This is a genomic window from Amycolatopsis sp. WGS_07, assembly GCF_045278895.1.
Lineage (GTDB): Bacteria > Actinomycetota > Actinomycetes > Mycobacteriales > Pseudonocardiaceae > Amycolatopsis.
Window position 1 is genome coordinate 7,674,499 of the sequence record NZ_CP136053.1, and the last position, 20,093, is coordinate 7,694,591.

Here is a 20,093-nt window from a genome sequence, read left to right on the forward strand (position 1 = left end):
ACGGGATACTGTATGCAATCTAACATCGGCAGAATCCTGACCACAGGAGGCAACCATGCGGGTGGCTGTTCTGGGTGCGGGAGCGATCGGCGCGTACGTCGGCGCGGCCCTGCATCGCGGCGGTACCGAAGTCCACCTCGTCGCCCGCGGCGCGCATCTCGCCGCGATGGCGGCGGACGGCGTGCGCGTCCGGAGTCCGCGGGGTGACTTCGTCGCGCGTCCGCACGTCACGTCGGACCCGCGCGAGATCGGGCCCGTTGACTACGTTTTCCTTGGCCTCAAAGCACATTCGTACCCGGACTGCGGTGCGCTGCTGGAGCCGCTGCTTCATCGGGACACCGCGCTCGTCGCGGCGCAGAACGGCATCCCGTGGTGGTATTTCCACGGGCTGGCCGGGCATCCGCTGGCCGGCCAGCGGGTCGAGGCGGTCGATCCCGGCGGGGCGACCAGCCGGGTGCTCGCGGTCGAGCGGGCGATCGGGTGCGTCGTGTACTGCTCGACCGTCATCGAGGAACCGGGCGTGATCCGGCATCTCGAGGGCACGCGGTTTTCCCTCGGCGAACCGTCCGGCGGAATCTCCGCCCGTTGCCAGAGGCTCGCCGACGCGATGATCGCGGGCGGGCTCAAAGCGCCGGTCGAGCCGAGGCTGCGCGACGACATCTGGGTCAAGCTGATGGGCAACGTCGCGTTCAACCCGCTCTCCGCGCTCACTCGCGCGACGATGGCGCAGATGTGCGAGCACGGCGAAACCCGCGCGCTCGTCGCGGAGATGATGACCGAAGCCCTCGCGATCGCCCGGGCGGCGGGCGCGGATCCGCGGGTGTCGGTGGAGAAGCGGATCGACGGCGCGTGGCGGGTCGGGCACCACAAGACGTCCATGCTCCAGGATCTCGAAGCCGGGAAGCCGCTGGAGATCGACGCGATCATCGGCGCGGTCGTCGAACTCGCCGATCTGACCGGGGTTCCGGCCCCCGCCCTGCGGCACGTCCGCGCCGCGATCGGGCTGCTCGATCGCACGGCGACGGCGGCGATTCCGGTCGGCTGAGCCGAAATCCCCCGACTGTCCACTGTGGAGTAAACCAGCCGAAACCGCACCGGGCGCGGCAAGTCGAACGTCGCTGCCTGCTCCTCCCGTGCGGGCCCGTTCCCGAACTTCCCGTTGACCGGACCCCTCGCGCCCGGCTATTCTCGAACTACGGAAGAAAACTTCCACAAAGCGAAATCGCTGATCGAGATGTGAGGAGCCGAGGTACTCATGACCGGTCCCGCCGGGGAGCGGCACTCGCTGCCCTATGCCGCCAACCTGTCGATCCTGTTCACCGAACTCCCGCTGCTCGAGCGCGCGCAGGCCGCTCGGGCAGCGGGCTTCACCAAGGTGGAGTACTGGTGGCCGTTCGACAGCGCCGACCCGTCCGGGGACGACGTCGACCGGTTCGCGCGGTCGGTCGAACAGGCGGGCGTCCAGCTCACCGGGCTGAACTTCTACGCGGGCGACATGGCCGCGGGCGAGCGCGGGCTCGTGTCGTGGGTCGGCCGCGAGGCGGAGTTCGCGACCAGCCTGACGGTCGCGCTCGGGCTCGCCGAACGGCTCGGCTGCCGCAGCTTCAACGCGCTGTACGGCAACCGGATCGACGGGATCGATCCGTCCGAACAGGACGGTCTCGCCCGCGATCACCTTGCCGCCGCGGCGAAAGCGGCCGAGGGCATCGGCGCGCAGCTGGTGCTCGAACCGCTGTCCGGCACCCCGGCGTACCCGCTGAAGACCGCGGCCGACGCGGTCGCGGTGCTCGACGAGCTGGGCCTGGACAACGTCCGGCTGCTCGCGGACCTCTACCACCTCGCGGTCAACGGCGACGACCTCGACACCGTGATCGCCCGCTACACCCCGCGCACCGGACACGTGCAGATCGCCGACGCGCCGGGCCGGCACCAGCCGGGCACGGGGGAGCTGGATCTCGAAGGATATCTGGAAAAGCTGCAGGCGGCGGGCTACGCCGGGCCGGTGGGCGTCGAGTACAAACCGGACGGCTCCACTGTGGACTCGCTGGCCTGGCTGCCGTACGAGCGAAGGGGAAACTGATGAGCAGGATCGGGTTCATCGGACTGGGCGTGATGGGCACGCCGATGGCCGCGCACCTCGCCGCCGCCGGACACGAGGTGAGCGGGTTCGACCTCAACGCCGACGCGCTGGCCAAGCTGGAGGCGGCGGGCGGACGCGCGGCGAAAGACGTCGCCGACGCGGTGTCCGGAGCCGAGGTCGTGATCACCATGCTGCCGAACCACCCGCAGGTCGAGCAGGTCGTGCTCGCGCCGGGCGGAGTGCTCGACACGATCAAGCCCGGCACGCTGCTGGCCGACATGAGCACCATCCGGCCGGAAACGTCGATCGAGGTCGCGAAAGCCGGTGCGGCCAAAGGGATCCGCGTGCTGGACGCACCGGTCTCCGGCGGACAGGCCGGAGCCGAACAGGCCGCACTGTCCATTATGGTCGGTGGCGATGAGGCCGACTTCGCCGCCGCGAAGCCGGTGTTCGACACGCTCGGCAAGACCGTGGTGCACGTCGGGCCGCACGGCGCGGGCCAGGTCGTGAAGGCGGCCAACCAGCTGGTGGTCGGCGGGATCTACGGGCTGGTCGCCGAGGCGATCGTGCTGCTGGAAGCGTCCGGAGTGGACGCGGGCACCGGGCTCGACGTGCTGGCTGGCGGGCTCGCCGGCAGCCGGATCCTGGAGCTGAAGCGGAAGTCGATGGTCGAGCGGAAGTTCGAGCCGGGCTTCCGGATCGACTTGCACCACAAGGACATGGGCATCGCGCTGGCCGCCGCCCGGCAGTCCGATGTGGCGCTTCCGCTCACCGGCCTGGTCGCGCAGCTGGTCGCGGCCGGGCGCGCGATGGGCTACGGCTCGCTGGACCACTCCGCGCTGCTGAAGGTCGTCGAAGAACTGTCCGGCCGCTCGTCCCAGGAGGTTTGACCATGGCCCGCGTCCCCGCTATGCAGGCAGTCGTCGACGTGCTGGTCGACGAAGGGGTCGACGTCGCCTTCGGCTGCCCCGGTGCGGCGATTCTGCCGCTGTACGAGGCGATGCAGGACCGCGGCATCGACCACCTGGTGGTGCGCCACGAGGAAGGCGCGACGCACATGGCCGACGGCTGGTCGCGCACCACCGGCAACGTCGGCGTCGCGATCGGCACGTCCGGTCCGGCCGGCACGAACATGATCACCGGCCTTTACACCGCGCACGCGGATTCGGTTCCGATCCTGTGCATCACCGGCCAGGCCGCGACGACGAAACTGCACCAGGAAGCGTTCCAGGCGGTCGACATCGTCGAGATCGCGCGGCCGGTCACGAAGTGGGCGGTCCAGGTGAAGGAGGCCGCGCAGCTGCCGTGGATCTTCCGCGAGGCGTTCCGTGTCGCGCGGTCCGGCCGGCCTGGCCCGGTCCTGATCGACCTGCCGATCGACGTGCAGAAGCAGCTGATCGAGTGGGATTCGTCGATCGATTCGGCGCTGCCGGTGAGCACGGTCAAACCGTCCCCGGCGCGGGTCGAGCGGGCGCTGGACATGCTGCTCGCCGCCGAACGTCCGCTGATTCTGGCGGGTGGCGGCGTTGTCCTCGGCGAGGCGAGCGACCCGCTGCGGCGGCTGGCGGAACGGCTCGGCGTCCCGGTCGGCGTCACGCTGATGGGCAAGGGCAGCTTCCCCGAGGACCACGAGCTGTTCGCCGGCATGGCGGGCATCCAGACGTCGCAGCGCTGGGCCAATGCCGCGTTCCTGGAGTCCGACCTGGTCTTGGCGCTGGGCGCGCGGTTCGGCGACCGGCACACCGGTGAGATTTCGGTGTATCGCGGCGACCGGAAGTTCATCCACGTCGACATCGAACCCACGCAGCTGGGCAAGGTCTTCGGCCCGGACCTCGGCGTCGTCTCGGACACGCGGGAGTTCCTCGAAGCGCTGCTGGCGGCGCTCGACGCGCGCACCGCTCCGGCGCGGGACCGCGCGTGGGTCAAGCGGCTCGGCGACCTCAAGGCGGAGCTGCCGCGCAAGGAGGACTTCGACTGCACGCCGATCAAGGCACCGCGGGTGTTCAAGGAACTCAACGAGTTCTACGGTCCGGAGACGTATTTCGTCACCGCGATCGGGCTGTACCAGATCTGGTCCGGGCAGTTCCAGCGCGCGCACCTGCCGCGGCACTACCAGGTGTGCGGGCAGGCCGGCCCGCTCGGCTGGGAGATCCCGGCGGCGATCGGGGTCAAGAAGGCGCGTCCGGAGGCGGAGGTCGTCGGCGTGGTCGGCGACTACTCGTTCCAGTTCCTGGTGGAGGAGCTGGCCGTCGCCGCGCAGTACGACGTCGGGTTCGTGCTGGTCATGCTCAACAACGAGTACCTGGGCCTGATCCGCCAGTCCGAGCTGCCGTACGAGATGAACTACCAGGTCGACATCCACTACGACGACCACGGCACGGACAACGTGAAGATCATGGAGGCCTACGGCTGCTCGGGCACCCGCGTCGAGGACCCGGGGGAGATCCGGTCGTCGCTGGAGTGGGCGCGCAAGGAAGCCGAGCGCACCAAGCGGCCGGTGCTGGTCGAGATCATGATCGAACGCGAGGGCAACGCCGCGATGGGCGCCGCGCTGGACGCGGTGCGGGAGTTCGAAGCGGCCGAATGACGGAAACCGGGCCGCCGCGGGATGCGCTGCGGCCCGGTTTTCCGTTGTCAGGAGGCGGAAACGAGGTTCGCCAGCGAAGCGAGCGCCTCGGCGTCGCGGGTGCCCGGTGTCGCGTGGAAGACCACCAGCTGCAGCGAGACCGGGCCGGGGATGTCGAGTTTGTCGCTGTGCAGATCGAGGTTTCCGGCAACCGGATGGCGGAACCGGACGAGGTGGCCGGTGCGCGGTTTGACGTCGTGCCGGGCCCAGAGATCCCGGAACCGTTCGCTGCCGGCGGTGAGGTCGTCGACGAGTTCGGCCGCCGCGTCGAGGTCCGGCCCGAGCGCTGCACGGAGTCCGGCCACGCCGTCGGCCGCCATCTGGTCCCAGTCGCGGCGCAGATCTCGCTCGGCCGGGTCGAGGAAGACCGCGCGGAGCAGGTTTCGGCCGGTCGTGTAGTTCGGCGAAACCGCCGCGGCGATCGGATTCGCGGCCAGGACGTTGGTGAGCCGATCCTGGACGTACGCGGGATTCGTCGGCCAGGTGGAGATCAGCTCGACGATGCTCGCAGGCACGCGTGGCTCGGCTTGTCCAGGCTGGGCCGGTGCGGCGAGCTGGTGCAGGTGCCTTCGCGAGGGTTCGTCCAGGCCGAGCGCCCGGGCCAGCGCGTCGAGCACCTGAGCGGACGGATTCTGGTCGCGGCCCTGCTCCAGCCGGATGTAGTAGTCGCTGCTGATTCCCGCTAGGAGCGCGAGTTCCTCGCGGCGCAGCCCTCGCACGCGACGCCGTCCGCTGTCCGGCAGCCCGACGTCGGCAGGGGAGACCCGTTCTCGCCGGGCGCGGAGGAAGTCGCCGAGGAGGTTGTCCACCGGACCAGTCTATTTGATTCAGTGACTGCTGTACTATTGCGGCTGTGCTGATCTCTGAGACCCGCGAGGCGGCGCTCGCTCGCCTCGGCCGCGCGTTGGCGGATCCGACGCGCTGCCGGATTCTGGTGGCTCTGCTCGACGGTGTCGTATACCCGGCGGAGCTGGCGTCGCGGCTGGAGCTGAGCCGGTCGAACGTCTCGAACCATCTCGCGTGTCTGCGCGGCTGCGGCCTGGTAGTCGCGACTTACGAGGGTCGGCAGGTGCGGTACGCGATCGCCGATCCGCATCTCGCGCGTGCGTTGTCGGAACTGACGCAGGTGGTGCTGGCCGTCGCGTGTGCCGAGGAGGAATCGCGGTGACGGCGGCGGATTCGCCGGGCTGCTGCGGTTCCGCGGTGGATGTCGCTCGCCGGGCCGTCTTGCAGCGACGGGTGCGCTGGCTGGTCGCCGGGACGATCACGTACAACGTGGTCGAGGCGATCGTCGCGGTTTCCGCCGGGACGATCGCGTCCTCGTCCGCGCTGGTCGCGTTCGGACTCGACTCGGTCGCCGAGGTGCTGTCCGCGGTCGCGGTGGCGTGGCAGTTCGCGAGCGCGGATCCAGAGCGCCGGGAACGCACCGCCCTGCGGGTGATCGCGGTGTCGTTCTTCCTGCTGGCCGCCTACGTGACGGCCGATTCGCTGCGTTCGCTCTTCGGCGGCGGCGAAGCCGAGCATTCGACCGCCGGGATCGTGCTCGCCGCGGTGTCCCTCGTGGTGATGCCGGTGCTTTCGGGCGCGCAACGCCGGGCCGGCCGGGAACTCGGCTCCGCGAGCGCGGTCGCCGACTCGAAGCAGACGCTCCTCTGCACTTACCTTTCCGCGGTGTTGCTGGTCGGGCTGCTGGTGAACGCGCTGTTCGGCTGGTACTGGGCGGATCCCGTCGCGGCATTGGTCATCGCCGCGGTCGCTGTCCGCGAAGGGCTCGAGGCCTGGCGGGGCGAGCACTGCTGTTGATCGCGGATCAGGTGCCGCTGGATGGTGCGCAGGGTCATGGCCAGCGCGAGGAATACGCCGATCAGCATCAGCGCGGCAGCTAGGTCGCTCACCTGGGGCCTTTCTCCGGTGTTTCGTTCGGGCCGGATGAGCATGACCGGGCATGCGGGCGGTGCCGTTCGGCGCTCACGCTTCCTTGACTGCGCTCCGGCCGATGTTGATGCCATCCCTTCGGCCCTTTGCGGACACGTGTCCGGTAAGCTAAACGGACACGTGTCCGAATGGATGGTCAGGGGTGTCCTTCATGAACGAAAAAGTCGTCGCGATCACCGGAGCCAGCAGCGGAATCGGCGAGGCGACCGCCCGGCTGCTCGCCGCACAGGGCGCCGTGGTGGTCCTGGGCGCACGACGCGCGGATCGGCTCGACGCAGTGGCGCGGGAGATCCGCGACGAAGGCGGCCGAGCGGTCGCGTGCGTGACTGACGTGACCCGCCGCGCGGACCTGGACCGGCTGGTGCAGCGAGCGGTGGACGAATTCGGCCGGCTAGATGTGTTGGTGGGCAACGCCGGGGTCGCCAAGCTGGGGCCGGTGGCGGATGCCGACGTCGATGGATGGTCGGCGATGATCGACGTGAACGTCCGCGGCGTACTGCACGGGATCGCGGCCGCGCTGCCGGTATTCCGGCGGCAGGGGCGGGGTCATCTGGTGACGACGGTGTCGACGTCCGGGCTGAAGATCGTCCCCACGCAGGCGATTTACGCGGGGACGAAGAACGCGGTGCGCACGATCATGGAGGCACTGCGGCAGGAATCGACGGACGGCGTTCTCCGGACGACCTCGGTGTCGCCGGGTTTTGTCCGCACGGAATTGGCGGATTCGATCGACGATGCCGGACAACGGGAACAGATCCGCCGCCGGACCGAGGAATTAGCCCTCGACCCGGCGGCGGTGGCGCGGGCCATTGCGTTCGCCATCGAGCAGCCGGATGACGTGGAGATCGGGGACATCACGATCCGGCCCACTGTGCAGAATTAAGGGTTCGGTGGAGCGATTTCGTTGCTGTCACGGGGGAACCGGCATTCGTCTTGGTGACTTCGTGCCGAAACCGAAGCGGTGTCTGCGCTCGGTTTGAGACCGGACGCAGACACCGCGAGGGAGGGCCGGTTCAGCGTGGTACGGCCCGAGCCCGGATCACCCGGCGAGACGGCACGAGTCGGGTGACGCGGTTATGCCGGGAAGGGTGTACCAGCCTTGGCCGATGAGCTTGCCGTTGGCGCGGCCGGTGTCGACCCAGGTGTCGCTCGCGGGGAGATACCGGTACCAGAGCAGGCCCCCGCTGTCGGCGGCGTAAGGACTGTAGAGAACGTCGGCTCCGGGCGAGCTGATGTTCTTGAAGGTCTTCCAGCCGGTGCCCGACGGCTTGGCCACCTGGGGCCATTCCCCGGTGGCGGAGTCGTAGACGAAGCGGAACAGGTCCCCGTTGGACGACGCGCGGGCGTAGAGGACGCCGTCGCCCGCGGCGGCGATGAGGTCGTATTTGCCCCAGCCGTCCTTGAGGATGCGATGGTTCCACTTCTTGGTTGCCGGGTCGTAGCTGCGCCAGTGCAGGTTGCCGTCGGGTTCGACGGTGTAGATGTGCCCGCGGGAGTCGGCGGTGATGCGGTTGCGGTACTCGTCGCCGGCGTAGCGGTCCCAGCCGTGGTCGATGACCTCGTAATACGGAGTGGAGCTGCTGTTGAGGTCCCAGCCGTTGCCGTTCCAGCGGAACCGGCGCAGTTCGCCGTTGCTGTTGGCCTGGTAGACGAGGCCGTCGGGCGCGGCGACGGCGCGGCCGGTCTGCCAGCCGCTGCCGATCTGGCGGCCGTTGCCGTTGACCCAGGCGTAGCTGCCGTTGCGGGGGTCGGTGTGCTGGTAGAGCCACAGCGTTCCGTCGGCGCGGGTGGTGAAGATCGGCGCGGCGGGCTTGCAGACGATCGCGAGGTCGGGCACGTTCTGCCGGATCCATCCGCCGACGTTGTCGATGCGGGCTTGCGTCGCGCCCGGCGTCGTCTGCGCTTCGGTCAGGCACCCGTTCTGGGTCGAGGTGTTCGTGAGGCCGACGAGTTCGGCGTTTCCGTCGCGTTCGCGGACGACGGGGCCGCCCGCGTCGCCCTTGCACGGGCCGACGGCGCCGGTGATCTCAACGGACGTGTCGGTGGTCGTGCCTGCGGTGAAGGACGCCGTGTGCGCTTTGGTGGGCACCCAGGTGTCCGCGGTGCGGCCGTAGCCGGTGACCTTCAGCGTCTCCCCGGCGACCGGGGCGGTGGTGCTCAGTGCGACCGGGGTGACGCCGTTGACTGGCGCGGAAAGCTTGGCCAGCACCAGATCGCGGTCGGGATGGGGCACCAGGGTGACCACGTCCACGACAGCGCCGCGGTCGGTCTGCGTGAGATCAGGACGGCCGATGGTGGCGGTCGTCTTCTGCTTGGGCGGTCCGGCGGGGATGGCGAAGCCCTGGCTCGGGTCGTCGGCGAAGCATCGGGCGGCGGTGGCCACCCACTGCGCGGCGATCAGCACGCCGCTGCACGCCCGTCCGTCGACCCCGGCTTGCCCGATGTCGATTTTGGCCGTGTAGGGCGCGGCGTCGACCGGACCGGTGCCGGCGGCCACCGCGCCGGTGGTCTTGATTTCGACGAGGGTGGCGGGGCCGTTGTCGGGGTCGGCGGATTCGCCCAGCTTGGTCCAGGTGTCCTTGCCGATCGGCACGGTCTGGGACTTGCCCTTGTTGGTCAGGGTCATTTCGACGGCGTTTCCGTCGCCCTTGGCCAGGAACGTGGCAGGGATCTCCAGCGAGAGGTAGCCCTTCGGCCCGCGGGACTCGAAACAGAACGTTTCCCTGGCGTTGTCCCGGTTGGACACGACCCTGATGACGTCGGTCCGGTCGCCGCAGACGACCAGCTGGATGTTCCCGTTGCCGGTCTTGAGCCGGATTCCTTGCTCGGCAAGGATTTTGTCGGCGCCGGGGTAGGCGTAGTCCTCGATCGCGGGACTCTGGCCTGCGGTCTCCGCGGCGGCGAGACCGGGATTTCCGGACAGGACCATGCCTGCTGCCGCGCCGAGGGCCGGCAGCTGATAACGCATGCGCAACGGCCAATTCCTCTCTGATTGTGCTCGTTCGCGGCCGTCGTTCCCGGCGGCCGCGCAGGGGCCGGAGTGCGTGTTCGGCTACCGCACTGGCTGGCCCCCCTGCGCGAGCGGATAGCGAAGCGGCCCGCCGATGCGCGCGACGTCGTCCGCTCGATTGCGAGCGGGAGGACGGCGCGCGATCCGGCACCGCGCCGATGGCGCGCGGTGCGACCCCAGGGCGGTCAGCTTCACCGGCAGAATCGCGCAGGCCCGGCGAACGTTACCGATTTTCGGATTTTTGTCCTTGCAGGTCACATTCCTCGCGGTTCCGGCCGGAATCTGATATTCATGATTTTTGTTCGCTGCGGGTGTGTCTGGGGCGCCTGTCGGCTACGCGCATTGAGCGGATCGTGTGCACGACTTGAGGGTTGCCGCTGTTGCGGGGACAAGAGGGGACTTCAAAAGTGAAGCTGGCGCCGAGTGGTGGCGTAAGAACGCGTATCGGTGTGGTGATGGCGACGGTGGCCGTGCTGACGGCGGGGGTGTGCAGCGCGCCGGCGACGGCCGTCGCGGCGCCCGCGGTCGCGGCGGCTGATGTACCGCCTACCGGGATGCCCGCGGGGTATGAGTCGCCGTTGCCGGCGACCGACCGCGCGGGCGTGGTGCGGTTGATGACGGAGGGCGGTCCGGCGACCCGGCGGGCCGCCGAGGCGGCATTGACGGGTACGGACCAGGATCTGCAGGTTTTCCTGTCTGCTGGCCAGAATGCGGCGCTGGACGTGGACGTGACGTTCAACGTCGCGCGGATGATCGGTCTGGGCGGCCGGAAGCTGGGCGAGGCGGTGCAGAAGGCCCTGGACGGGACGGTCGCGCAGCAGCGGGAGTTCCTGAAGTCCGGTTGGCAGGAGCCCTATACCGCCGACCAGCAGCTGAAGATCGGCACGATGCTGGGCAGCGACGGCCGCAATCTGGAGAGTTCGGCGCAGAAAGCGTTGAACGCCAACACATCCGCGGCGTTCCGGGAGTTCCTCGCCAAGGGGCAGTTCACGGCCAGGGAGGCCGATGACTGGATGCGGGTCTCCGGAATGCTGGGCAGCGGAGGCGCGAACCTGGAGCGGGCGGCGCAGGACGCGCTTGACGACGGGACCTGGCCGGTGATCCAGGACTTCCTGAACACCGGGCAGCAGGTGGCCCGTGCCCGGGACAAGGAAGCGGCTGAGATCAGCGAGCTGACCGGGCAGGCGCAGCTGGCGGGCAAGTGGGCGCAGGAGGAGACCAAGGCGGCGAACGAGGCCGCGGATTGGGCTGTTGCGGCGTCCGAGCGCGCGAGGCAGGCGGCCGTGAAGGCGGCGCAGGAGACCGAGGCTGCGGGCCGCAATGCGGTGCAGGCGGGTCTGGCCGCCGGTCGGGCGGCGGACGCGGCGAGCGGTGCGGCCGCGGCGGCGCAAGCCGCGACGTCGGCGGCGAACGACGCGCACGAGGCGTCGCGGGTAGCGGCGTTGGCCGCGTCGCGGGCAGCGTCGGCGTCTGCTGCGGCGGGCACGGCCGCGTCCCGGGCGCATACTGCTGCGGCGGCTGCTGCGCGGGACGGCGGCAACGCCGCTGCGGCGCGCAGGGCTGCCGACACTGCGCTGGTAGCGGCGCAGCGTGCACAGTGGGCGGGGGAAGCGGCGGGTCATGCCGCGGAGGCGTCTGGTCAGGCGAAGTCCGCGGCGCAGTCGGCGAAGTCCGCTGGTGCCAATGCGTCCGCGGCTGCGGGCGAGGCAGAGAAGGCCGGTCGGTTCGCCTCGGCCGCTGGCGCGGACGCGGGTGTCGCGAACAACGCCGCGGGTCAGGCACGTCGCGCCGCTGGTGCCGCGTCTCGTGCGGCGGACAGCGCGGAGAACCTGGCCGGTCAGGCCGCGGTCGCCGCTGGCGAGGCGCGGCAGGCCGCCGATGCGGCGAAGGCGAACGCCGAGGCCGCGGCTCGCGCGGCGCAGGAGGCCGCTGACAGCGCTGGGCAGGCGCATGATGCTGCGCGGTTGGCTCGGGCGCACGCGGACAACGCGATCAAGGCCGCGGAAGCGTCGACGGCGGCGGCGGATCAGGCGAGCCGGGTGGAGGAAACCGCGCGCAAGGCCGAGGCCGACGAGCTGGCGGCCCGTACCCAGCGCGACCGCGAGGCCGCGAAGGCGATGGCGGCGAAGGAGAAGGAACAGCAGGCCCAGGCGACCTGGAACGCCGCCGAGCAGGACCGGCTCGACGCCGACACCCGCAAACTGCTGGACGACGCGGCCGCACCCGGCACGCCCCAGTCTGAAGCCGTGGCGAAGGCCCGCAAGGCGATGGTCCGGCTGATCGCCACCGGCGGCCCCTGGACCCGCGACGCCGCCACGGCCGCGCTCGGAGGCAGCGAAGCCGACGTCGTCGAGTACGTCCGCACCGGCCGCGCATTGGCTGCCGAGGCCGACGACCGCGCCCGCGTCGCACACCTCTCGGCCACCGCCGCGAAACCGGCGATGAAGCAGGCCGCCGACACCGCGCTGGCCGGCGACGGGGAGACGGTGAAGCGGTTCCTGCGCGAGCAGGACTACTCCGGCCGCGACGCCGACAACAGCCTGCGGATCGCGCAGATGCTGGACAAGACCCGCCCGGCTTCGTACCGCGCCGCCCAAGCCGCGTTGGACGGCACGCCCGCGGACCGGCAGGCGTTCCTGGAAACCGGCCAGTACCAGGCCGCGGTGTCCGACGACGTGTTCCAGACCAGCCAGACCCTCGGCTCCGGCGGGGCCGAGCTGGAGGCTGCCGCGCAGACCGCGCTGGAGGGCCCGACCTGGCTGGCCCGCTCGTTCCTGGAGGTCGGCCAGCACCAGGCGCGGCAACGGGACCAGTACACCGAGGCGCACGTCAACGCCATGCACGCCATGCTCGAACAGGCCCACCAGGCCGCCGCCCAGGCGCGCGCGGACGCGGCCAAGGCGGGCGAGTCCGCGGCGCGTGCTCAGGGCGCGGCGCAGGACGCCGACGTCTACGCGGCGTGGGCCGGGCAGTCCGCGGCCAAGGCCGGCGAGTACGCGCAGCAGGCCGAGGGCTCGGCGAACGCGGCGCAGCAGTCGTGCAACCAGGCGGCGCAGTCGGCGAAGACCGCCCGCGCCGCGGCCGCGTCGGCCAGCAAGGACGCGAACAAGGCGGCTGGATCAGCTAGGCAGGCCAACGCTTCCGCCGCTCGCGCCTCCGCCTCGGCCAGCAGCGCCAGCGCTGCTGCGGCGCAGGCTCGCAACAGCGCCCTCGCTGCGGGCAAGGACGCTGCTGCAGCGGCACAGGCCGCGTCCGACGCCTACCGCGCCGCGGCGAGCAAGCCGCAGCAGCCTGCTCCCGGAACCGCCCAGGACAACACCGGCTGGCGCGGGCACGATCCCCAGACGTTGGGCGGCGGCGCCACCAACGACGCCCTCAACACCAGCGGCCGGTTCGGCAACCGCGGTGGAGGCGGAGGGGCCAGCGGAGGCGGTGCGGAGGAGACCGACGGCTGTACCAAATCCCCTGACCGGTACTTCTGGGTCGGGGCGGACTTCGGACCGGCCTGCTACGCCCACGACATGTGCTACAGCAAGGGCAGCAGCACCGACCGGAAGACCTGTGACGAAGCCCTGTTGTCGGACCTCCACAACGCCTGCAACGACGCATACGTATGGTGGAATCCGCACCGTTACATCTGCGGCGGCCCCATGGCCCTGACTTACTACGGATTCGTCCGCCAATTCGGGGAAGACAACTACGAGGGGAGCGGGAGCCGTGAATGAGGCGGCCGCGGCGTCGCGCACCGATGTCAGGTGGCGGGAGGGAACCATGAGAACCGTTGCCAAGCGCTTGACCGTCACCGGGGTCTGGCTGATCGCCGCCGGGGCCGCGTCGCTGGGCGCGGGATTCATCGCCCTGATCACCACGCCGCCTGACACCGGGGCCAACATCGGCGCCGCCGGCTTCTTCACTCTTGGCCTGGGTGCGACCGGGCTGAGCCTGCTGCTCGGCGTGGTGGCGGCACTGGCTCGGCTGCTGGAGATGAGGGGCGATCAGCGTCCCCCCGTCGAACTCATGGCCTGGCAGAAGCGCCTCAAGCGGTTGACCTGGGCCTCGGTCGGCCTGATCACCGTCGGGGCCGTCGTGCTGGGCTGGGGAACTTTCATCTTCGCCAACGGACACGCGGGCAGCGGCCTCAGAAACGCGCATCCGGTGTTTCTGGCCGGCCTCTGCATTGCCGGTGCCGGTTTCCTGGCTGGAATTCCGCCGATACTGTATTGGTGGTCGAAGCGGAGGGCCGGTACCGATCTCTGACGCTGGTGCGCAGGGTGCCGGCGTAACCGGAGGAATGCGGCGAGCCGGTTCGGTGTGCTGGTCGATCGACTGAATGCGGTTCTTCGGCCGGTCGGCGGAACCGCCGCTCGCGATTTGCGCTGGCCTCGCAGATCGCCTGCCGGATCTCGGGAGCCGAACGCCAGGAAGCGCTCCTGCGCGTTGTCCCGCAAATCCGGCGGCGGCCGGGTGCCCCGGACCAGGGAGATTTGGCCAACCGTCGCAGTTGTTTGACCGGTGTCGCACGGGCCGGGACGCTCTCGCGCCCCGGCCCGTGCGGCGTCCTCTTTTCAGCACCCGAGGACGCCGCCGTTCTTCTCGCGGGTTACCGCAAGGACAAAGTGGCGTCGCCCTCCTGGATCTTGGGCGGACAGCCCGGTGAAGACCGTCGAATTACCGGTCCTCCCGGCTATATGCTTCGCCCGCTTTGCCAGTGTCAGTGGAGGTCGTCTCCCGGAACACTTCCGCATGATCGACCTCGGCCAAGTCCGGAGTTGGACAGTCGTAACGTTCAGTGCAGACGTTCGCTGTCGAGCGGTGCCGCGGCGCTCGCTGATCCGGGATCCACGGCGGGTGCGGGACTGGGTCAGCTGGGTCTGTGGCCGAGATTCGCGGCAGCGCGGCCCTGCTGAATAGTGGAGTGTGAGCGGTTGTGCGCATGCCGGTCTGTGCGGTTGGGTTTTGCCGGGTGTCGGCAGCGAGAGTTCAGCGTGGCGGGAAATCAGCGCTGGATCCCCAGTGTCTCCGTGCCTGATCGGCTGGCTATCTCTGGCCCGCACCGGTTTTCGGAGCGCCGGTGCGGGCGACCACTTGGGTTCGGGGCGTTCAGAGGCAGGGCGGCTGGTAGCCGTCGATGAGGAGTTCGCGGAAGTCGAGGGTGTTGGGCGTCTTGCCGACGAAGACGAGGCCGCGGGCTTCGCTCAGTGCGGAGGCGAACGAGTACTGCGGCTGGCCCAGTTCGGGGAGCCAGGTCCAGGAGTCGGAGTCGAAGGGGAAGAACTTCCGGACTAGCTGGCCGCCGGTCGAGGGGATGCGGGTGAGCCATTTGTCGCCGCCGCTCCAGTGGGAGGCGGGGCGCATCTGGACGTAGAGGTCTTCGGTGGCGCTGTAGGTCAGCCAGAACCCGGCGGACTGGCCGAGGTCGGCTTGGGCGTCGAACTGATTGCCCAGCCATACGACGGCGACGTGCCATTCGTTGTTCTGGAAGACGATTTTCGCGGCGTAGCCGTCGCCTTCGGGGACGAGGAGGTTCCCGGTGGCCGGGACGGTGGTGCCTTCTCCGCTGGCCAGCCACTTCTGCAGCCGGTTGATCGACGGGGTGCTGCATTCGTCCTGTCCGGCAGCGGATCTGGCGGCAGCCGCGGGCGCGGCCTGGGCGGCCGGCGCGGAAAGCGGTGCCAGCAGCAGTACGGAAATCGCGGCGAGGACTGGGATTCCGGCCTTGGTCCGGCGAGAGGCGGGCATGAATCGGAAGCTACCAGCGGGAGTCCCGGCCGGTCAGGGCCGATCGTCGGCTTCTGGCGTGCCTGGTTTCGGGTGGTGGCAACCGGTTTGTGCTTTCTGGGCTGGTGGTGTGGACCTTTTCGGGAAAGGACCAGACCACTTGGGCAGGTGGTGCGGTCGAGGGGGCGGACGGCTCGTCTTCTCGACGACAGAGACCCGGCAGGGGTCCGCCGCCGAGGGGCACCGTGCTGTCGGCGGAGATCTCCTACCACGATGGGGCAGCCGTTCGCGCTGGCCGCGGACGGCTGGTGGCGGGGGAGTGAGGGCTGGCCGCTCGGTACGCGGTCGCGCTTCGTCGCAGGACTAAGTCGCCCATGACGAGGGCGACGTGGTGAGCCAGACCGTCGTCTGCCGGATCGGCTGGAGGAGGCGGATCGCCTCTCCTTGCCGAACTCCTGCCTGCCCGGCCGCGCCGTGTGGCGTGCCGGTGGATGGGCGCGATGGCGTCGTGCTCATCCACCGGTTGGGAGGACGTCACTCGTGCCGCAGCCGGCGGCATTCCGTTGGCGTGTCGCTGACCGGGTATCTCCTGGACAGCGACATCATCCGGGTGATCAGAACGGCGGCTCCTCGCTCGCGCCCGCTCCGGCCGGGACGGGTGTGGTGCCCCATGTGTCGGCGCTCGGGGCGCTCGTTTCGCCGTTGCTTCGGCTGACCTTGGTGACCCTGGCGGTGGCATACCGCAGGGACGGGCCGATCTCGTCCACTTGCAGTTCGACGACGGTGCGTTTCTCGCCTTCCTTCGTTTCGAACGACCGTTGCGCGAGGCGGCCCGTCACCAGGACTCGCGCTCCTCGTGTGAGGCTCTCGGCGGCGTTTTCCGCTGCTTGCCGCCAGATGCTGCACCTGAGGAACAGTGGCTCGCCGTCCTTCCATTCGCCCGACTGGCGGTCGAACGTGCGAGGGGTGGACGCGACCGTGAAGTTCGCGACCGCCGCACCGGACGGGGTGAAGCGCAGTTCCGGGTCTGAGGTCAGGTTGCCGACTACGGTGACGACAGTTTCTCCAGCCATGATCAAGCTCCTTGAGATTGTGCCGCCGAGTCCGTGGTGACGGCAGTGATGATCGAATGTTTCTGGGTCAACAGTTTTGCGTGTGCGGTTATTGATCCGGCCAGAAGCGGCCGAATCCGACCTGGCACGTAACCGTTGCTGTGGTCGGATCGGTAACGATGGGCGCAGTTATGGTGAATTGATCGGCGGGTATCGGGGATCGGCCGAGCCGGGTTCTGTGTTCGGGGCCGGTGCGGAACGCATCGGGGAGTGGCGGAACGGGGATTCGGTTGCTCGGCGGTCCGGGATTCCCGGGGTGCTCGCGACGGTTTCTCCGGCCATGGTGGCTCCTCTGCTCGAGCGCGGGCCCAGGGGTGGGCACCGCGTCTGGGTTCAGGAGACCATCCGGGTACGACAGTTTCCGGGGGTTTTCGGTCACTCCATCGGGTGGGACTCGCGGCGGGGGAGGTTCCCGCCGTTTGGCTGTTGTCCGGAGGAGGGGGTGCGGGGAGCATGAGCGGATGGTCGGTGGGAAGTGGGGTCGGGCGGCGGCGGTGGTCGCGGTTGTCGGGATTTCGGTGGTGGGGCAGGGGATGGCCTCGGCGCACGGGGCGAAGGCGGGAAGCAGCGAGGCGAGAGGTGCCGCTCAGAGCGGAGGAGCGCCAGGCCGTGCGGCGGGAGGTGAGCCGGGCGATTGCTGTGGCGGGCCTTCGTCCTGGACAACCGGGGACAAATCGGCGCTCGGGACAGCTGCGGGGACTGCGAGTCCGGTGTGGTTCACCGTTGCGCGGGGTGTCACGTCGGAGGTGTTCTATCCGCGTGCGGACGTCGCCAATATGCAGGACATGCAATTCGTCGTCACGGACGGGAAGTCCTTTGTGGACCTTGAGCGCGACGCGACCGACCACGTCGTGTCGATGCCCGATGAGAAGGCACTCGAATACACGGTCACCAACACCGCCAAGAGCGGGCGGTATCGCATCACCACGACGTACATCACCGACTCTGGGAGGGCGACTCTCGTTACCCGGACACGGTTTCAATCGCTCGACGGCGGTCAGTATCAGGTCTACCTCCTCGCGAATCCGTCGATGGCGGGCGGCGCGGCCAACGACACGGCGGCGTGGGACGGGATCGGACTGACGGCCAGCGGTACGGAGGAGTTGTTCGGCAGTCGGACGACGGTGGCATCCGCGTTGCGGGCCTCGACTGGGTTCGTCGCGCACGACAACGGATATTCCGGCGCCGCGAGCGATTGCCTGGTAGACTTGCGGGCACATAAATCTCTTGCGAATCAGTTCGACTCCACCAGTTATGGCAATGTAGTCCAATGTGGACAGATCCCGGTCGGGCAGGACACGACGTTCTCGGTCGCGCTCGGGTACGGGGCTGACGCACGGAGCGCCGCGGCGGCTGCGGACGGGTCGCTGGGTGGCGGGTTCGACACTCTCGAGCAGGCGTATCGGCGCGGATGGGAGGAGTATGCCGGCGGCCTGAAGGCGGCACCGGCCAGCGTCGCGGGCGACGAGCGGCGGCGGAGGGCGTATTACGTCGCGCTGATGGCGTTGCACGCGGCGGAGGACAAGGCGCATCGCGGCGCGAGCGTCGCGGGGCTGGCGACTCCGTGGGGCGACGTCGTGAACGGCGACGGGCTCAACGACGGGTACCACCGCGTGTGGGGCCGGGATTTGTACCAGCAGGCAACGGGATTGCTCGCGGCGGGCGACGCGGCGCAGGCGAAGCGGATGGCGCAGTTCCTGTGGTCCTCGCAGTGGATCCCAGCGCCTACGCAAGGCGACGGGACGACGTACCCGGCGGGCGCGTTTCCGCGGTACAGCCCGGTCAGCGGGGTCCAAGGGGCGACGCCGCAGCAGCTGGGCTGTTGCGAGCAGCTCGATCAGGACTCCGACGCGATCGTGCTGGCCTGGATGACCGGGTTGACCGACCCGGCGACGTACGCGCGGGTCAAGGTGACCGCGGAGCACATCCGCACCAGCGGGCCGGCGACGACGGAAAGGTGGGAGGAGCAGTACGGGCGGTCGCCGTCGTCGATCGCGGCGGAGATCGCCGGGCTGGTGACGGCCGGGGCGATCGCGCGGGCGAACGGTGACGTCGCGGCGGCGCAGCAGTGGGAGTCCACGGCGGATTCGTGGCGGGCGCAGCTGGACGGCTGGACGCGGACGACGTCCGGGTACTGGGGCGACCACACCTACTACGAAAGGATCGACAAGGGCACCGACCCGAACGACACCGGTCAGATCTGTTTCGACGAGGGCTGTTTCTACGAGCACGACGTCGTCGACTTCGGGTTCCTCGAGCTGGTTCGGCTCGGGGTGCGCGGGGCGGCGGACGCCGAGGTCGCCGCGTCGGTGGTCCCGACGGCGGCGGCTCGCGACGGCAACGCGCCGATGCAGGTCACGACCCCGGGCGGCGACGTCTACTTCCACCGCTATCCGCACGACAACTACGGCGAGAGCACCACGACGTGCGCCGGCTGGCCGGCGAACGGGCCGCAGCGGTTCGGGCGGCTGTGGCCGGTCCTGTCCGGCGAGCGCGGCGAGTACGAGCTGGCCAACGGGCGTTCGGCGGCGGTGTACCTGAAGTCGATGGCGGACTCGGCGAACGACGGCTACTTCATTCCCGAGCAGGTGTGGGATCGCGCCGACGTCGCGTGCTTCGGGCTGGGCCGTCCGACCGGGAGCGCGGCGCCGTTGATGTGGGCGGAAGGCCAGTACCTCCGGCTCGCGCAGAGCATCGACGCGGGGAAGAACCTGGAGACCCCGTCGGTGGTCCGGCAGCGGTACGGGAGCTGACCCGCCGGTTCGCGACGACGGCCGCGACCAGGGCGAGCCCGAGGCCCACGCCGGTCAGCACGGTGAAGGGCTCGCCGAACAGCACGGTGCCCCACACCGAGGTGACTGGCGCGATGAGGAACATCAGGCTGTTCACCGCGGTCACGCCGATGCGTTCGACGAGGAGCCAGTACAGGCCGTAGCCGCCGAAGGTCGCCAGCACGATCAGCCAGGTCAGGGCGAACCAGAAGTGCCCGGACGCGGGCGGAACCGCGCTCCCGGTCGCCAGCGCAAGAGAGGTGAACACGACGGCTGAAGTGCCGCAGTGGATGGCCAGCGCGCGCAGCGGGGAGCGGGGACGCGGGACCGGCGTTCGAGCACCGTCGACGCGACCAGCCCGAGCATGCCGGCGAACGGGATCAGGTACGCCCACGCCGGTGCGTGCGACGCGGCGTCCGACCAGCTGACCAGGACGACGCCGACCAGGCCCAGCGCGAGCCCCGCCCATTGCCGTCCGGTCGCGGCGGCGCCGAGCAGCGGACCGGCGAGCGCGGCAGCGACCAGCGGCTGCACGCCGTCGATGAGCGCTGTCGTGCCGGTGCTGACGCCTTCGCCGATCGCCCAATAGACGGTCAGCAGATAGCCCGACTGCGACAGCAGGCCGATCAGCACGTGCCGGCCGAACTCGCGGGCCGGGGTCCCGCGCGGGCGCAGGAACGGGGCGAGCAGCAGGGCCAGCGGCACGAACCGCCACATCAGGACGGTCGGCACCGCGGCGTCTGCCGCCCCGAGTTTCGCGCCGATGAAGCCCGACGACCAGCACACGACGAACAGGACGGCAAGGCTGACTATACCGATCGGTTTACCCATGGCACCGGAC

At 69.8% G+C, this 20,093-nt stretch carries 15 protein-coding genes and 1 pseudogene; 10 read left to right on the forward strand and 6 right to left on the reverse strand.

What is annotated here, in order from left to right; genetic code table 11:
* Positions 1–55: 55 nt before the first annotated feature.
* The 4 genes from RPX00_RS35990 (at position 56) to gcl (ending at position 4,667) form a co-directional block, all read left to right on the forward strand.
* Positions 56–1,045 (forward strand): 2-dehydropantoate 2-reductase, encoded by a 990-nt coding sequence (locus RPX00_RS35990; protein WP_406632100.1) that lies wholly within the window; start codon positions 56–58, stop codon positions 1,043–1,045.
* 210 nt (positions 1,046–1,255) lie between these two features.
* A complete protein-coding gene (locus RPX00_RS35995; protein ID WP_406632102.1) occupies positions 1,256–2,080 on the forward strand; it encodes a hydroxypyruvate isomerase family protein in 825 nt (274 codons plus the stop codon).
* Entirely contained in the window at positions 2,080–2,970 is an 891-nt protein-coding gene (locus tag RPX00_RS36000; RefSeq protein ID WP_406632104.1) for a 2-hydroxy-3-oxopropionate reductase, read from the forward strand. Before RPX00_RS35995 ends, RPX00_RS36000 begins: the two co-directional genes overlap by 1 nt.
* Positions 2,971–2,972: 2 nt before the next feature.
* On the forward strand, positions 2,973–4,667 hold the full coding sequence (gene gcl, locus RPX00_RS36005; protein WP_406632106.1) for a glyoxylate carboligase: 1,695 nt from the start codon (positions 2,973–2,975) through the stop codon (positions 4,665–4,667).
* A 47-nt stretch (positions 4,668–4,714) separates the two neighbouring features.
* Here gcl and RPX00_RS36010 read toward each other — a convergent pair whose 3' ends face one another.
* Positions 4,715–5,515 carry a helix-turn-helix transcriptional regulator gene (locus RPX00_RS36010; protein WP_406632108.1) on the reverse strand — a complete coding sequence of 267 codons (801 nt, stop codon included), beginning with the start codon at positions 5,513–5,515 and terminating at the stop codon, positions 4,715–4,717.
* Positions 5,516–5,559: 44 nt separating this feature from the next.
* On the opposite strand from RPX00_RS36010, the gene RPX00_RS36015 reads away from it, so the two are divergent.
* From RPX00_RS36015 to RPX00_RS36025, 3 genes are all read left to right on the forward strand, one after another.
* On the forward strand, positions 5,560–5,874 hold the full coding sequence (locus RPX00_RS36015) for an ArsR/SmtB family transcription factor (RefSeq protein ID WP_406632110.1): 315 nt from the start codon (positions 5,560–5,562) through the stop codon (positions 5,872–5,874).
* Complete coding sequence (locus RPX00_RS36020; RefSeq protein WP_406632112.1) at positions 5,871–6,509, forward strand: cation transporter; 639 nt, start codon at positions 5,871–5,873, stop codon at positions 6,507–6,509. Before RPX00_RS36015 ends, RPX00_RS36020 begins: the two co-directional genes overlap by 4 nt.
* Positions 6,510–6,792: 283 nt before the next feature.
* Entirely contained in the window at positions 6,793–7,524 is a 732-nt protein-coding gene (locus tag RPX00_RS36025) for an SDR family oxidoreductase (protein ID WP_406632114.1), read from the forward strand.
* Between the two features lie 156 nt (positions 7,525–7,680).
* Here RPX00_RS36025 and RPX00_RS36030 read toward each other — a convergent pair whose 3' ends face one another.
* Complete coding sequence (locus RPX00_RS36030) at positions 7,681–9,609, reverse strand: tachylectin-related carbohydrate-binding protein (RefSeq protein WP_406632115.1); 1,929 nt, start codon at positions 9,607–9,609, stop codon at positions 7,681–7,683.
* Between the two features lie 497 nt (positions 9,610–10,106).
* Between RPX00_RS36030 and RPX00_RS36035 the strand changes: the two genes are divergently transcribed.
* Both RPX00_RS36035 and RPX00_RS36040 read left to right on the forward strand, forming a co-directional pair.
* A complete protein-coding gene (locus RPX00_RS36035) occupies positions 10,107–13,376 on the forward strand; it encodes a phospholipase A2 (RefSeq protein ID WP_406632117.1) in 3,270 nt (1,089 codons plus the stop codon).
* Positions 13,369–13,908 carry a hypothetical protein gene (locus RPX00_RS36040; RefSeq protein WP_406632119.1) on the forward strand — a complete coding sequence of 180 codons (540 nt, stop codon included), beginning with the start codon at positions 13,369–13,371 and terminating at the stop codon, positions 13,906–13,908. The genes RPX00_RS36035 and RPX00_RS36040 overlap by 8 nt, the downstream gene beginning before the upstream one ends.
* An 843-nt stretch (positions 13,909–14,751) precedes the next feature.
* On the opposite strand, the gene RPX00_RS36045 is transcribed toward RPX00_RS36040, so the two are convergent.
* Positions 14,752–15,390, reverse strand: a complete 639-nt coding sequence (locus RPX00_RS36045; RefSeq protein WP_406632121.1) for a hypothetical protein — start codon at positions 15,388–15,390, stop codon at positions 14,752–14,754.
* A gap of 593 nt (positions 15,391–15,983) precedes the next feature.
* Positions 15,984–16,442: a single-stranded DNA-binding protein gene (locus RPX00_RS36050; RefSeq protein WP_406632123.1), complete on the reverse strand. Its 459-nt coding sequence runs from the start codon at positions 16,440–16,442 to the stop codon at positions 15,984–15,986.
* A gap of 572 nt (positions 16,443–17,014) precedes the next feature.
* Between RPX00_RS36050 and RPX00_RS36055 the strand changes: the two genes are divergently transcribed.
* Positions 17,015–19,234: a glycoside hydrolase family 15 protein gene (locus RPX00_RS36055; RefSeq protein ID WP_406643214.1), complete on the forward strand. Its 2,220-nt coding sequence runs from the start codon at positions 17,015–17,017 to the stop codon at positions 19,232–19,234.
* 67 nt (positions 19,235–19,301) lie between these two features.
* Here RPX00_RS36055 and RPX00_RS36060 read toward each other — a convergent pair.
* Together RPX00_RS36060 and RPX00_RS36065 are read right to left on the reverse strand one after the other, a co-directional pair.
* Positions 19,302–19,520 (reverse strand): annotated as a pseudogene (locus tag RPX00_RS36060) (EamA family transporter); the annotation flags it as partial.
* Positions 19,448–20,083 (reverse strand): DMT family transporter, encoded by a 636-nt coding sequence (locus RPX00_RS36065; protein ID WP_406632125.1) that lies wholly within the window; start codon positions 20,081–20,083, stop codon positions 19,448–19,450. The gene RPX00_RS36065 and the pseudogene RPX00_RS36060, both read right to left, overlap by 73 nt.
* Between the last annotated feature and the right edge of the window lie 10 nt (positions 20,084–20,093).

Bases quoted from the DNA above. Each gene is read 5' to 3' on its own strand.
- RPX00_RS35990 (WP_406632100.1), top strand. From the start codon at position 56: ATGCGGGTGGCTGTTCTGGGTGCGGGAGCGATCGGCGCGTACGTCGGC.
- RPX00_RS36050 (WP_406632123.1), bottom strand. From the start codon at position 16,442: ATGGCTGGAGAAACTGTCGTCACCGTAGTCGGCAACCTGACCTCAGAC.
- RPX00_RS35995 (WP_406632102.1), top strand. From the start codon at position 1,256: ATGACCGGTCCCGCCGGGGAGCGGCACTCGCTGCCCTATGCCGCCAAC.
- RPX00_RS36045 (WP_406632121.1), bottom strand. From the start codon at position 15,390: ATGCCCGCCTCTCGCCGGACCAAGGCCGGAATCCCAGTCCTCGCCGCG.
- RPX00_RS36055 (WP_406643214.1), top strand. From the start codon at position 17,015: ATGGCCTCGGCGCACGGGGCGAAGGCGGGAAGCAGCGAGGCGAGAGGT.
- RPX00_RS36000 (WP_406632104.1), top strand. From the start codon at position 2,080: ATGAGCAGGATCGGGTTCATCGGACTGGGCGTGATGGGCACGCCGATG.
- RPX00_RS36030 (WP_406632115.1), bottom strand. From the start codon at position 9,609: ATGCGTTATCAGCTGCCGGCCCTCGGCGCGGCAGCAGGCATGGTCCTG.
- RPX00_RS36025 (WP_406632114.1), top strand. From the start codon at position 6,793: ATGAACGAAAAAGTCGTCGCGATCACCGGAGCCAGCAGCGGAATCGGC.
- RPX00_RS36035 (WP_406632117.1), top strand. From the start codon at position 10,107: ATGGCGACGGTGGCCGTGCTGACGGCGGGGGTGTGCAGCGCGCCGGCG.
- gcl (WP_406632106.1), top strand. From the start codon at position 2,973: ATGGCCCGCGTCCCCGCTATGCAGGCAGTCGTCGACGTGCTGGTCGAC.
- RPX00_RS36065 (WP_406632125.1), bottom strand. From the start codon at position 20,083: ATGGGTAAACCGATCGGTATAGTCAGCCTTGCCGTCCTGTTCGTCGTG.